The sequence below is a fragment of the Faecalibacterium prausnitzii genome (assembly GCF_003287495.1).
In the GTDB taxonomy this organism is placed as follows: Bacteria; Bacillota; Clostridia; order Oscillospirales; family Ruminococcaceae; genus Faecalibacterium; species Faecalibacterium prausnitzii_I.
In genome coordinates, this window is the sequence record NZ_PRLE01000002.1 from 83,336 (window position 1) to 96,100 (window position 12,765).

Sequence of the window (12,765 nt, forward strand, 5' to 3'; positions counted from 1 at the left end):
TCGCAGACAGCCGCTCCCCTTTCGGCACTTTCGCGCCACCTCCCCCGGCCGGGGGAGTCTTTCCTGGCAGGGGAGCCCTTGGCAGTGCGGGAATGTTTCTACTGACTGCCTGGGGTTTTGAAGTAAGATGAAAGGGATATGAAATGCAAAATTACAAAGTTACTGTATTGGGTGCCGGCCTTGCGGGCTGCGAGGCGGCGCTCTGGCTGGCGGGCAAGGGCGTGCAGGTGGAGCTCTATGAGCAGAAACCCACCCATTTTTCCCCGGCCCACAAGAGCGAGGGATTTGCCGAGCTCATCTGCTCCAACAGCCTCAAGGCCGAGCGGCTGGATTCCGCTTCCGGCCTGCTCAAGGAGGAGATGCGCCGGATGGGCAGCCAGCTCCTCAATGCCGCCGAGACGGCCCGTGTGGCCGCCGGCGGCGCGCTGGCTGTGGACCGTGACGCGTTCAGCGCCGAGGTGACGAGGCTGGTGGAAGCCTGCCCCAACATCAACGTCCACCGGGAGCGGGTGGAGCGGATCGACGAGAGTGCGCCCATCCTGGTGGCTACCGGCCCCCTGACGGACGGTGCCCTGGCTGACGAGATCGGCAAGCTGACGGGCGACGAGCGGCTGCATTTTTACGACGCCGTGGCTCCCATCGTGACGGCGGAAAGTCTCGATCACGAAAAAGTGTTTGCCGCTTCCCGCTATGACCGGGGCGAGGCCGATTACCTCAACTGCCCGTTCAACAAGGCGGAGTATGAGGCGTTCCATGCAGCCCTTGCCTCGGCCGAGAGGGCACCGCTCCACGATTTTGATACCGGGGCGGAGCAGTCCGCCCAGCCGGACCCGGATGCCCACGGCAAAAAGGCCGATGCGGTCACGGTCTACGAGGGCTGTATGCCCATTGAGATCATGGCCGCCCGGGGAGCCGATACCATGCGGTTCGGCCCCCTGCGCCCGGTGGGCCTCGTTGACCCGCGCACCGGCCACCGCCCCTGGGCCAATGTCCAGCTCCGGGCCGAGAACAAGGATCGGACGCTCTACAATATCGTGGGCTTCCAGACCAACCTCAAGTGGGGCGAGCAGAAGCGGGTGTTCCGCATGATCCCGGGCCTGGAACACGCGGAATTCGTGCGGTACGGTGTCATGCACCGCAACACGTTCCTGGACGCGCCCCGGGTGCTGGAAGGGAGTCTCTGCCTGAAAGAGCACCCCAACGTCTTCTTTGCCGGGCAGATCACCGGCTTTGAGGGCTATATGGAGAGCGCGGCCAGCGGCCTGCTGGCGGCCCGCAATCTCTACGCCCGGCTGGAGGGCAAAGTGCTGCCCCCGCCCCCGGTGGATACCATGTGCGGGGCGCTGATCCAGTACCTGACCACCGAGAACAAGCACTTCCAGCCTATGGGAGCCAATATGGGCATCCTGCCCCCGCTGCCGGAGGAGAGCCGCCCGCGGGACAAGCGCCTGCGGTACATGGCCGCCGCCCAGCGGGCTGTGGCCAGCTTCCAGCAGTGGCTGGACGAGAATGCATTGTAAAAGGGAAACAAGCTAGCCCTCTCAGGCCGCCTATTGGCGTCCAGCTGTTCCCCTTTTTGGCTTTGCCATTTTCCCCCGACCGGGGGAAATCTTTCCCAAAGGGGGAGCCCTTGGCAAAACCGGAAACATTGCGGGGACTGCCAAGGCCTCTCACTTTGAAAGACTCCCCCGGCCGGGGGAGGTGGCACGAAAGTGCCAGAAGGGGGCAAGGTGGCATTGCGAAGCAATGACGGAGAGGGCAAGGATACGAACAATCAGAAAGGAGTACCTATGAAGATCATTGTGGATATGATGGGCGGCGACAACGCCCCGCTGGCGGTGCTGGAGGGCACGGCCGCCGCGGTCAAGGAGTACGGCGTGGAGGTCATCGGCGTGGGCGATGAGGCACTGGTCCGCAAGACCGCTGCCGAGCACAACATTCCGCTGGACGGCATCACCCTGCACAACTGCACCGAGACCATTGAGATGTGTGATGAACCTGCCAGGGCCATCCGCTCCAAGAAAGATTCCTCCATTGTGGTGGGTCTCAACATGCTGAAAAACGGCGAGGGCGACGCGTTCGTCTCCGCCGGCAGCACGGGTGCCCTGCATGTGGGCGCCAGCCTCATCGTGCGCACCCTGCGGGGCGTCAAGCGCCCGGCACTGGCTACCATGGTGCCCGCCAAAAAGCAGGCCTATCTGCTGCTGGACTGCGGTGCCAATGTGGAGTGCCGCCCCGAGATGCTGGCCGCCTTTGCCGTGATGGGCAGCTGCTATGTCAACAAGGTGGAGGGCCGCCAGAACCCCACGGTGGCGCTGGCCAACAACGGTGCCGAGGAGAGCAAGGGAACCCCGATGCTGAGAGAAGCACATCAGCTGCTGAAAGTGACCCCGGGCGTGAATTTTGTGGGCAATATCGAGCCCCGGGACGTGCCCAACGGGGAAGTGGACGTGGTGGTCTGTGATGGCTTTACGGGCAATGTCATCCTCAAGCTGACCGAGGGCGTGGCCAAGATGCTGCTGGGAATGCTCAAGCAGATGTTCCTGGCAAACCTGGGCGGCAAGCTGGCTTACCTGCTGCTCAAGGGCGGCGTGAGCGACCTCAAGCACCAGATGGACAGCGAGGAGTACGGCGGTGCCCCGTTCCTGGGGGCCAAGCAGCCCGTCATCAAGGCCCACGGTTCCTCCAAGGCCAAGGGCATCAAGAACGCCATCCGTCAGGCAAAGATCTGTGTGGAGAACGACCTGTGCGGCACCATGCAGGCAGCACTCGATGAGTTGAAACCCTCTCAGTCTGCCTGACGGCGGCCAGCTCCCCGGATCGGGGAGCCCTTGGCAAAGAGATTTTGTTTTATGTGATCGCCATGTGTTTGCCGAAAAACGGAACGACATAAGGGAGTAATAAAATCTATGAGTCATCAATTGGAAACCATCATCGGCTATCAATTCAAGAATCCGGAGCTGCTGGAAACAGCCCTTACCCACACCAGCTATGCCAACGAGAGCCGGGTGCCTGTCAAGCACAACGAGCGGCTGGAGTTTCTGGGCGACAGCGTGCTGCAGATCGTCTCGGCGGATTATCTGTTCCATGCCTACGCCGACCGCCCCGAGGGCGATCTGACCCGCATCCGGTCCAGCCTCGTCAGCGAGGGGGCGCTGTTCCAGTTCGCGCAGGAGATCAACCTGGGCGAGTACCTGCGCCTGGGCCGCGGCGAGGAGCGCTGCGGCGGCCGCACCCGCCCCAGCGTGGTGTCCGATGCCTTTGAGGCCGTCATTGCCGCTTTGTATCTGGATGGCGGCATGGAGGTAGCCCGCAATTTCATCCTGCCCTTTATCACCGAGGGCAAGCACGCCGAGGCGGATTACAAGACCCGCCTGCAGGAGATCGTGCAGCAGAACCCCGAGGAACGGTTGAGCTATGTGGTGGAGCAGGAATCCGGCCCCGACCACGACAAGCACTTTGTGGTGGCCGTCCGCTTCAACTCGGACAAAGTCGCCCGCGGCGAGGGACGCAGCAAGAAAGTCGCGGAGCAGCACGCCGCCCGCGAGGCGCTCAAGCTGCTGGGTGTGATAAAGGAAAAGTAAATGGTATTCAAAGAGCTGGAGATCCAGGGCTTTAAAAGCTTCCCCGATAAGGTCAAGATCCGGTTTGACGAGGGCGTTACCGGCGTGGTAGGCCCCAATGGCTCGGGCAAATCCAACCTTTCGGACGCGGTGCGCTGGGTGCTGGGCGAGACCAGCACCCGCCAGCTGCGGGCGGCAGGCAAGATGGAGGATGTCATCTTCGGCGGCACCCGCCGCCGGGGGGCCATGGGGTTTGCTCAGGTGCGCCTGACGCTGGACAACAGCGCCCACACATTGGATCTGGATGCGGACGAAGTGACCATCGGCCGCAAGTATTATCGCTCTGGCGAAAGTGAATACAGCATCAACGGGCAGGTCTGCCGCCTGCGGGATGTCTACGAGCTGCTGCTGGACACCGGCATCGGCCGGGACGGCTATTCTGTCATCGGGCAGGGCCGCGTTGCAGAGATCGTGGCCGCGAAGAGCGGTGAGCGCCGGGAAATTTTTGAGGAAGCCTGCGGCATTGCCAAATACCGCTACCGCAAAAATGAGGCGGAGCGGCGGCTGGCGGCGGCAGCGGACAATCTGGAACGCCTGCGGGACATCCTGGGCGAGCTGGAAAGCCGAGTGGGCCCGCTGGAAAAAGAAAGCGAGAAAGCCCGGAAATTTCTGGAACTGAGTGCCCGGCGCAAGACGCTGGAAGTCACCCTCTGGACGGACGGCGTCCACCGGGCCCGGGAAGCTGTGCGCCAGCAGGTGCGGGACTATGAGACTGCACAGGCGGATTACGAGCGGTTTGACCGGGAGACCAAGGCTGCGGAAGCCGAGGCTGAGGAGATCCGGATGCAGGCACAGCAACTGACCATCACGGTCGAGCGCCTGAATGGGGATATCCGCAGCATCACGGAGCAGATCAGCGGCAGCGAGAGCCGGATCGCCGTGCTGGAAAACGACATTGCCCGCAACGAGGAGAGCGCCGCCGACCTGCAGCGGGAGATCGCGGCAGGGGAGCAGGACCGCTCCGAAGCCGCCGCGGCGCTGGAACGACACCGCGCCGTGGCAAAATCCATGGAGGCAGCCGGGCAGAAGCTGGCCGCGGAGCTGGCCGCCCTGAACGAGGAGCTGGCCAGCCTGACCAGCGAAAACAACGCCAGCGGGGCCCGGCGGGACACGCTGCGCGCCGAGGTGGCGGAGCTGACCGCCAAGCGCACCGAGGCGCAGGTGGCAAAGGCCGCCGCTGAAGCCGCCTCCGAGACGGCCCGGCAGCGCCTGCCCGACCTGGAACAGGCGGCGGAGACGCTGGCGGTCCAGCGGGACGACGCAAAGCAGGATCTGGCCGATACCATCCAGTACCAGACCGTGCTGGAACAGAACGAAAAGCAGCTGGCAAACATCCGGGCGGGGCTGGAGCTCAAGCTCAAGAACCGCCGGGCCGCTCTGGACGAGGCTGACACCGCCGAACAGCGGCTGGGCCGGGAGCTGGACGCGGCCCGCCAGCGGCTCTCCGTGCTGCGGGAGCTGGAAAAGAACATGGACGGCTACCAGAACTCCGTCAAGACTGTGATGCGGGCGGCCTCTGCCCGCCGGCTGCGGGGCGTCATCGGGCCGGTGTCCGCCATTCTGGAAGTGGAGCCCGGGCGGGAGGTGGCCATTGAGACGGCCCTCGGCGGGGCGCTGCAGAACATCGTGGTGGAGAACGAAGCCGCCGCCAAGGCGGGCATTGCTCTGCTGCGGAGCGAGAACGCGGGCCGCGCCACGTTCCTGCCGCTGGATACCGTCCAGCCCGGCGTGTTCCGGGGGCGGCTGTCCGGCTCGGCAAAGCTGGCGTCGGCTCTTGTCAAAGCAGAGAAACGATACGCCAATATCGTCTCCAACCTGCTGGGCCGCATCATCGTGGTGGACGACATCCATGAGGCCTCCCGGGTGGCCCGGGACAACGGCTACCACAACAAAGTGGTCACGCTGGACGGGCAGGTCATCAACGCGGGCGGCAGTTTTACAGGCGGCAGCGTCCAGCGGTCAGCGGGGCTGTTCACCCGCAAGCAGGAGATGGAGGAGCTGCGGCTCAAGGCTGCAAAGCTCCAGAAAGACTGTCTGGCCGCGCAGGAGAAGACGGACCAGCTCAAAAGCCAGACGGACGCGATTTCCGCAGAGCTGACCGCTACGGCCAGTGAGCAGATCACCGCCGCCAACGACCGCGTCCGGGCCGAAGCGGAACGCAAACGGCTGGAAGCAGCCGTGGAGCAGGCCGAAACGGCCCGGACGGCCCGACAGGCAGAGATCGACCAACTGAATGCCCAGCTGGATGCCAGCGGGGAAAAAGCCGCTCAGGCCCAGGCGGACGAGGAAGCGCTGACGGAAAGAATCGAAGCACGTTCCGAGGAGCTGAACCGGCTGGCCGAGGGGGACGACGCCTTCCTGACCCGGCAGCGGGTGCTGGCCGAGCAGCGGAGTGCCAAGCGGCTGGAACAGGTCAGCCGCCAGAAAGATGCCGAGCTGGCGCAGGCGCAGATCGCCGCGCTGGAACAGCGGGCGGCGGATACCGCCAGCCGCCGTGCCCTGCTGGAAGAAAACAGAAACGCGCTGGCCCGGCGCAGCGATGCCTGCCGGGCCGAGATCGAGGCCATCCGCAAAGCCAAGACCGACAGCACGGGAAAGATCGCGGAGAAAGAGGCGGCCATCCGCCAGGCGACCGAGCAGCGGCTGGGCCGCCAGCAGGCCGAGACCGAGGCACTGGCAAGGGGCCGCGCTGCGGCCGACAGCCGCGAAGAGATGAGCCGGGAGATGGCCCGCCTGGCCGAGCGGAAAGCTGCCGCTGAGGCAGAATACGACCAGACCGCCGCCAAGCTCTGGGATGAATACCAGCTGACCGTGAGCCAGGCCGAAGAGCTCTGTGTGGAGTTTGAAAGCGTCACGGCGCTGCGGGCCCAGGTATCCGACCTGCGCGGCAAAATACGCGCGCTGGGCAATGTCAACGTCAGCGCCATTGAAGAGTATCAGGAAGTGAAGACCCGGTACGACGCCCTGAGCGCCCAGGTGGCCGATGTGGAGGACAGCAAAAACGAGCTGACCCGGATGATATCGAACCTCTGCGGGCAGATGCGGGAAATCTTCTCGGACAGCTTCCGTGCCATCAACGAAAACTTTGGCCGTGTCTTTACCGAGCTGTTCGGCGGCGGTGAGGCCAGCCTGATCCTGGAAGACGAGAGCGATGTCCTCTCCAGCGGCATTGGCATCCGGGTGGCACCGCCGGGCAAGGTCATCAAGAACCTGGAAGCTCTCTCAGGCGGCGAGCAGGCGCTGGTGGCCATCAGCATCTACTTTGCGATTCTGGCCGTCAACCCGGCTCCGTTCTGCATTCTGGACGAGATCGAGGCCGCGCTGGATGACGCCAACGTGGGCCGGTTTGCCCAGTACCTGCGCCGGGTGAGCGATAAGACGCAGTTCATCGTCATCACGCACCGCCGGGGCACCATGGAGGCCGCCAACGTGCTGTATGGTGTCACCATGCAGGAGGACGGTGTCTCCAAACTGCTCAAACTGGACCTGGAGCATGTTGACGCGACACTCGTTTCTTAGTTATAATAGGAGAAACCTCTTCTGCAACGGGCTAGCCCTCTCAGGCCGCCTATCGGCGTCCAGCTCTCCCAAAGGGAGAGCCCTTGGCAAAGAAATACACTTTGCGTGGACTGCCAAGGCCTCCCACTTTGGGAAAGATTCTCCCCGGTGCGGGGAGAAATGTCACCGTAGGTGACAAAGTGGGGAACCGGTGGCATCGCGTGAGCGATGACGGAGAGGGCAAGGACGCTAAAAATAAAACGCATACGATAAGGGAGGCCGACCATGGGACTCTTTGGATTTGGCAAAAAAGAAAAAGATAAAATGAAAGATGGCCTGGAGAAGACCCGCACGGGCTTCTGGGGCAACATCCTCAATACACTGACCGGCAGCAAGATCGACGATGACCTCTACGACAGCCTGGAAGAACAGCTCATCCTGGCCGACGTGGGCGGCGAAGTGGCCATCAAACTGGTGGACAAGCTGCGCGACCGGGTGAACGAGAAAGGCCTGAAGACCGGTGAGCAGGCCGCCGACGAGCTGCGGGACCTCATTGCCGAGGAGATGCAGCCGGAGGCCGAGATGGCGCTGGACGGGCACCCGGCGGTGATCCTGGTCATCGGCGTCAATGGCGTGGGCAAGACCACCAGCATTGCCAAGCTGGCCGATTACTACACCCGTCAGGGCCGCAAGGTGATGCTGGCGGCCGGTGATACATTCCGTGCCGCCGCCAGCGAGCAGCTGGAGATCTGGGCGGACCGGGCCGGCGTGCCCCTCGTCAAGGCAGGCGAGGGCGCGGACCCGGCGGCAGTCATCTTTGACACCGTTAAATCGGCCACGGCCAAGGGCTATGACATGGTCATTGCCGACACGGCCGGACGCCTGCACAACAAGGCAAACCTGATGGCAGAACTGTCCAAGATCAGCCGCAGTGTCAAAAAGGCTTCTCCGGAGTCCAGCCTGGAAACGCTGCTGGTGCTGGACGCCATCACGGGCCAGAACGCCATCAGCCAGGCCAAGGAATTCTGCAAGGCGGCCAGCGCCACCGGCATTATCCTGACCAAGCTGGACGGCACCGCTAAGGGCGGCTGCGTGGTGGCGGTCAAGCAGCGGCTGGGCCTGCCCGTCCGGTTCATCGGCGTGGGCGAGGGCATCGACGACTTGCTCCCGTTCACCCCGGAGGGCTTTGTGGAAGAGCTGATCCCCCGCACGGGATGGAAGCACTAAAAAAACCTCTCAGTCATCGCTTGCGCGATGCCAGCCGCTCCCCTTTCGGCACTTTCGTGCCACCTCCCCCGGCCGGGGGAGTCTTTCCCAGCAGGGGAGCCCTTGGCAACGAGGGCGAGTTTTGAGAAGACGCGAACGTTGGAACAAACGGGAGGAAGAAGCAATATGAAAATTTGTGCAGCAACAGGCAATGCGGGCAAGCTCCGGGAGCTGCGCCGCATTCTGGAAGCGCAGGGCCACGAGGTGGTGAGCCAGAAAGAGCTGGGCATCACCCTTGAGCCCGAGGAAACGGGCACCACCTTTGCGGCCAATGCCCTCATCAAGGCCGAGACCATCTGCAAAGCCAGCGGCATGGCCACCATCGCCGATGACTCCGGCCTCTGCGTGGATGCTCTGGATGGGGCCCCGGGTGTTTACAGCGCCCGCTACTGCGGCCGCCACGGCGACGATGAAGCCAACAACGATCAACTGCTGGAAAACATGAAAGATGTCCCGGCGGGCAAGCGGGGCGCGAAGTTCGTCTCGGCGGTCTGCTTCATCCTGCCGGACGGAAAGCACCTCACCTGCATGGGCGAGTGCCCGGGAAAAGTGGCTTTTGAGCGGCTGGCCGGGGATTACGGTTTTGGCTACGACCCGCTGTTCATCCCGGACGAGTGCGGCGTGGGCAAAACAGGCAAGCGCCCCAACACAGAGGGCCGCAGCTACGCCCAGCTGACCCCGGATGAAAAAGACGCCATCAGCCACCGCGGCAACGCGCTGGCAAAACTCGAAGAAGAATTACCGAAGTTTTTAGCAAAATGAGCTGGACAGCGGGGAGCTTCCTCGGAGAAACTTCCCGCTGTCCAATGAAAACATACGCATACAAAGGAGAAACAATTATGTTGACGAGCAAACAGCGCGCCATCCTGCGCGGCAAAGCAAACACCATGGACCCCGTTTTCATCGTGGGAAAGGGCGAGATCGACGAGACCATGATCCAGGGCGTCAAGGACTGCCTGGAAGCCCGGGAGCTCATCAAGCTCAAGGTGCTGGAGAACAGCATGTACAATGCCCGCGAGGCTTCCATCAAGCTGGCAGAGGCCACCGGCGCCGACTGCGTGCAGGTCATCGGCTCCAAATTCGTGCTCTACCTGCAGAAGAAAAAGGACAGCGCTTACGCGGACCTGCTGAAATAATGAAAATTCTGCTTTACGGCGGCACGTTCGACCCGCCCCACTACGGCCACCTGAACAACCTCCGGGCGGCGGCGTCCCGCGTGCAGCCGGATGAGATCGTGGTCATGCCGGCGGGGGTCTCGCCGTTCAAACAGATGTCGGCGACACCCGGCGCTCTGCGGGCCGAGATGTGCGGCTGCTTTGCGGAAGCCGTGCAGGGGCCGCGGGCGGCAGCCCGGGCACTGCATGTCAGCACCTGGGAAATTGAGCAGGCTGCGGCAGGCCGCCGGAATTACACGGTGCTCACGCTGGAAATGCTGGCGCGGCAGTACCCGGGGGCAGAGCTGTATCTTGCCATTGGCAGTGATATGCTCCTCTCGTTTGACGGGTGGCACCGCTGGCAGGAGATCCTGCGGCTGGCCCATCTGGTGGTCACGAGCCGGAACACCGGGGACATCCCCGCGCTTCAGGCCAAGGCGGATCAGCTGGACCCCGGCGGGAGCCGGGTGCTGTTTGCGCCGGTCACGGCGCTGCCCATGGCCAGCAGTGACATCCGTGCCCGCCTTGCAGGGGGCGAAAGCTGTGAAAACGAACTCCCGGCTCTGGTCCAGCGCGTCATCGCGCGGGAGGGCCTCTACCGGGCAAAGGGAGATTGAACCAATACCATGAACTTGAAACAGGCAAAGGAGCTTGTGCGCGGCCGCCTGAGCGATAAGCGGTATGAGCACACCATCAACGTGAAAAAAATGGCGGTCAAGCTGGCAAAGCGGTATGGGGCGGACAAGGAAAAAGCGGCGCTGGCCGCCATCCTGCACGACTCCGCCAAGGAGATCAGCAAGGACGAGATGCGCGAGATCATGCGCCAGTACCCCCAGTACGCCGAGGGCGGCGAGAGCCGCCCCACCCCGGTGTGGCACGGCATCTGTGCTTCCATCCTGGCCCGCACCCAGTGGGGCGTGGAGGACGAGGCCATCCTCTCGGCCATCGCCTGCCACACGGCAGGCAAGCCGGGCATGAGCAAGCTGGACAAGATCGTTTACCTGGCCGATATGACCAGTGCCGAGCGGGACTGGCCGGGCGTGAACAAGCTGCGGAAGCTGGAACTGAAAGATCTGGACGCCGCCATGCTGGCTGCCCTCAAGCAGACGAATGATTTTGTTCTCTCCCAGGGCAAGCCGCTGGATCCCGTGTCCAAGGCCGCTTACGATGACATCAAGGCCCGGGTGGACGCCCGCGGCTGAGCAAACGCGCCCCTCTGCACAGAAAACGGATTGCAGATTACGGGGAACGATGTTATACTAAAAGATATGGCGAGCTTTTTGAGGGAAGTGTCCCACGGGCCCGCACAACAACCGGAAGGAATAAAACGAATGAGTGAAGCTCCGCGTCGTATCAATACAGAACGCTCGCTGAACCGCCCGACGGAGAAGCGCCCCGCGGAGGCTCCGGCCTCCAAGACATCCCTGAACGGCCAGCCGGATTTCTTCCAGCCGGAAGAACCGGCCGCCCCGCAGGAGCTGCCCAAAGCCAAGGCCCGCCCGGAGCCGGATACCCGGCAGGAGCTGGGCCTGAAGATGCCTGCTGCCAGCAGCGGTGGCACGGGCGGAAACGGCGGCGGGAATCTGCCGCCCAAACACGCTGCCCCGCAGGGCAGCGGCGGACGCCGCCGCAAAAAGAAAAAGAAGACGCCGCTCTGGCTGCCGCTGGCGGTCACGCTGGCGGTGGTGGCACTGCTGTCCGGCGTGGTGGTCTACGCGGCCAGCATGGTGACCAAGGTGGAAGATAACCTGAAGCCGGAAGAGGATGCCCCCTCCATCACCCAGGAGATCCAGACGCTGGAAGAGTACAAGGGCGATGTGGTCAACATCCTGGTCTGCGGCATCGACTACGAAGAGGGCCGCAACTACAGCGATTCGTCTTCCAATGACGGTATGACGGACATGATCCTCTACTGCCAGTTTGATATCAAGGGCGGTGCCCTGCGGATGCTGCAGATCCCCCGCAACAGTCTGGTGGCCACCAAGAGCCGGAAAGTGACCCTTTCCAACGGCAAGACCTACGCCGCCTCCAACTACCAGATCAACTCGGTGGCTCTGTCCAACAACGGCAGCATCGCGGCGCTGGCAGAGGTCATCTATGACCAGTACAAGCTCCCCATCGACTACTATGTCACCATTGACATGCAGGCGCTGGTGGAAATGGTGGATAACTTTGGCGGCATCGAGGTGTATATCCCCCACGATATGTCCTTTGCGGGCAGCGCCCTCAAGCAGGGCTACCGCAACCTGGACGGCGCTTCGGCGGAGTTCTTTGTCCGCTGCCGCCACGGCGAGGGTTACTCCAACTCCGACATCGACCGCCTGAACATGCAGCGCTATTTCTATGCCGGCCTGTTCAAGCGGGTGCGAAACATGGGCATCACCGATGTGCTCAACCAGCTGCCGCTGGTGTTCAACAACTATATCCACACCGATATGGACCTGACCACCATTGCCAAGATGCTGGTGTCCTTTACCCGCATTGACAGCGGCAATATCATGCTGGCCCAGACGCCCGTGTTTATGGGCGTGCCCAACGTGGGCAAGACCGACAGCTTTGACGGCTACTCCTGCGTGGCGCCGGACAAGGGATCCATTGCAGAGCTGCTCAACACCTATTTCCGCAACTACACCGGCCCGGTGGACGCCAGCGAGCTGAACCTCGTCACCGACAGCTGGCCCCACGGCACGGCTTCCACCAGCGCCAACGTACAGTTCGTCGGCCAGCTGGATAAGGAGTCCGACGACGCCATCCTCAGCGGCGACACCGATGTGGCGGGCGCTACCACCACCGACGGTCAGCCTGCAAACAGCTGATCTTACAGATAGGAGAAAACTATGGATAACAAGATGGACAGCAAGACCCTCGCCATTGAAATTGCGAAGATCCTGGATAAGAAAAAGGCCCAGGACGTGCGGGTGCTCAAGGTGGAGAGCCTGACCGTGCTGACCGATTACTTTGTCATTGCGTCCGGCACCTCCACCACCCAGGTGGCGGCACTGGCCGACGAAGTGGATTTTGAGCTCTCCCAGAAAGGCATCAAGCCCTACAACACCGAGGGCTTTGACTCCAAGAACTGGGTGCTGCTGGATTACTCCAACGTCATCGTGCACGTCTTTGTGCCCAACACCCGCACCTACTATGACCTGGAGCACCTGTGGGCCGACGGCGAGCCCATTGATATCTCGGAGTACCTGACCCCGGATCACTCTCTGTAAAGGCAA

The 12,765-nt window shown here is 62.7% G+C and carries 11 protein-coding genes; all 11 read left to right on the top strand.

What is annotated here, in order from left to right:
• The first annotated feature begins 143 nt into the window (after positions 1–143).
• The 11 genes from trmFO to rsfS all read left to right on the top strand — a co-directional run bounded on the left by trmFO (position 144) and on the right by rsfS (position 12,759).
• Positions 144–1,520, top strand: coding sequence for a methylenetetrahydrofolate--tRNA-(uracil(54)-C(5))-methyltransferase (FADH(2)-oxidizing) TrmFO (gene trmFO, locus C4N22_RS03925; RefSeq protein WP_112148065.1), 1,377 nt, complete (start codon positions 144–146; stop codon positions 1,518–1,520).
• Between the two features lie 270 nt (positions 1,521–1,790).
• On the top strand, positions 1,791–2,801 hold the full coding sequence (plsX, locus tag C4N22_RS03930) for a phosphate acyltransferase PlsX (protein ID WP_022257717.1): 1,011 nt from the start codon (positions 1,791–1,793) through the stop codon (positions 2,799–2,801).
• Between the two features lie 108 nt (positions 2,802–2,909).
• Positions 2,910–3,584, top strand: a complete 675-nt coding sequence (gene rnc, locus C4N22_RS03935) for a ribonuclease III (RefSeq protein ID WP_112148066.1) — start codon at positions 2,910–2,912, stop codon at positions 3,582–3,584.
• Positions 3,585–7,142: a chromosome segregation protein SMC gene (smc, locus tag C4N22_RS03940; RefSeq protein ID WP_112148067.1), complete on the top strand. Its 3,558-nt coding sequence runs from the start codon at positions 3,585–3,587 to the stop codon at positions 7,140–7,142.
• Positions 7,143–7,406: 264 nt separating this feature from the next.
• Positions 7,407–8,348 carry a signal recognition particle-docking protein FtsY gene (ftsY, locus tag C4N22_RS03950; RefSeq protein ID WP_112115108.1) on the top strand — a complete coding sequence of 314 codons (942 nt, stop codon included), beginning with the start codon at positions 7,407–7,409 and terminating at the stop codon, positions 8,346–8,348.
• Positions 8,349–8,513: 165 nt separating this feature from the next.
• Positions 8,514–9,149 (top strand): RdgB/HAM1 family non-canonical purine NTP pyrophosphatase, encoded by a 636-nt coding sequence (gene rdgB, locus C4N22_RS03955; protein ID WP_112148069.1) that lies wholly within the window; start codon positions 8,514–8,516, stop codon positions 9,147–9,149.
• 77 nt (positions 9,150–9,226) lie between these two features.
• A complete protein-coding gene (locus tag C4N22_RS03960) occupies positions 9,227–9,523 on the top strand; it encodes a YhbY family RNA-binding protein (RefSeq protein WP_022257712.1) in 297 nt (98 codons plus the stop codon).
• Positions 9,523–10,158, top strand: coding sequence for a nicotinate (nicotinamide) nucleotide adenylyltransferase (nadD, locus tag C4N22_RS03965; protein ID WP_112148070.1), 636 nt, complete (start codon positions 9,523–9,525; stop codon positions 10,156–10,158). Before C4N22_RS03960 ends, nadD begins: the two co-directional genes overlap by 1 nt.
• A 9-nt stretch (positions 10,159–10,167) precedes the next feature.
• Positions 10,168–10,743 carry a bis(5'-nucleosyl)-tetraphosphatase (symmetrical) YqeK gene (gene yqeK, locus C4N22_RS03970; RefSeq protein ID WP_112148071.1) on the top strand — a complete coding sequence of 192 codons (576 nt, stop codon included), beginning with the start codon at positions 10,168–10,170 and terminating at the stop codon, positions 10,741–10,743.
• Between the two features lie 129 nt (positions 10,744–10,872).
• On the top strand, positions 10,873–12,357 hold the full coding sequence (locus C4N22_RS03975; protein WP_242980939.1) for an LCP family protein: 1,485 nt from the start codon (positions 10,873–10,875) through the stop codon (positions 12,355–12,357).
• Between the two features lie 21 nt (positions 12,358–12,378).
• Complete coding sequence (gene rsfS, locus C4N22_RS03980) at positions 12,379–12,759, top strand: ribosome silencing factor (protein WP_022257708.1); 381 nt, start codon at positions 12,379–12,381, stop codon at positions 12,757–12,759.
• Positions 12,760–12,765 lie beyond the last annotated feature (6 nt).

Bases quoted from the DNA above. Each gene is read 5' to 3' on its own strand.
- rsfS (WP_022257708.1), top strand. From the start codon at position 12,379: ATGGATAACAAGATGGACAGCAAGACCCTCGCCATTGAAATTGCGAAG.
- rdgB (WP_112148069.1), top strand. From the start codon at position 8,514: ATGAAAATTTGTGCAGCAACAGGCAATGCGGGCAAGCTCCGGGAGCTG.
- plsX (WP_022257717.1), top strand. From the start codon at position 1,791: ATGAAGATCATTGTGGATATGATGGGCGGCGACAACGCCCCGCTGGCG.
- smc (WP_112148067.1), top strand. From the start codon at position 3,585: ATGGTATTCAAAGAGCTGGAGATCCAGGGCTTTAAAAGCTTCCCCGAT.
- nadD (WP_112148070.1), top strand. From the start codon at position 9,523: ATGAAAATTCTGCTTTACGGCGGCACGTTCGACCCGCCCCACTACGGC.
- trmFO (WP_112148065.1), top strand. From the start codon at position 144: ATGCAAAATTACAAAGTTACTGTATTGGGTGCCGGCCTTGCGGGCTGC.
- ftsY (WP_112115108.1), top strand. From the start codon at position 7,407: ATGGGACTCTTTGGATTTGGCAAAAAAGAAAAAGATAAAATGAAAGAT.
- C4N22_RS03975 (WP_242980939.1), top strand. From the start codon at position 10,873: ATGAGTGAAGCTCCGCGTCGTATCAATACAGAACGCTCGCTGAACCGC.
- C4N22_RS03960 (WP_022257712.1), top strand. From the start codon at position 9,227: ATGTTGACGAGCAAACAGCGCGCCATCCTGCGCGGCAAAGCAAACACC.
- rnc (WP_112148066.1), top strand. From the start codon at position 2,910: ATGAGTCATCAATTGGAAACCATCATCGGCTATCAATTCAAGAATCCG.
- yqeK (WP_112148071.1), top strand. From the start codon at position 10,168: ATGAACTTGAAACAGGCAAAGGAGCTTGTGCGCGGCCGCCTGAGCGAT.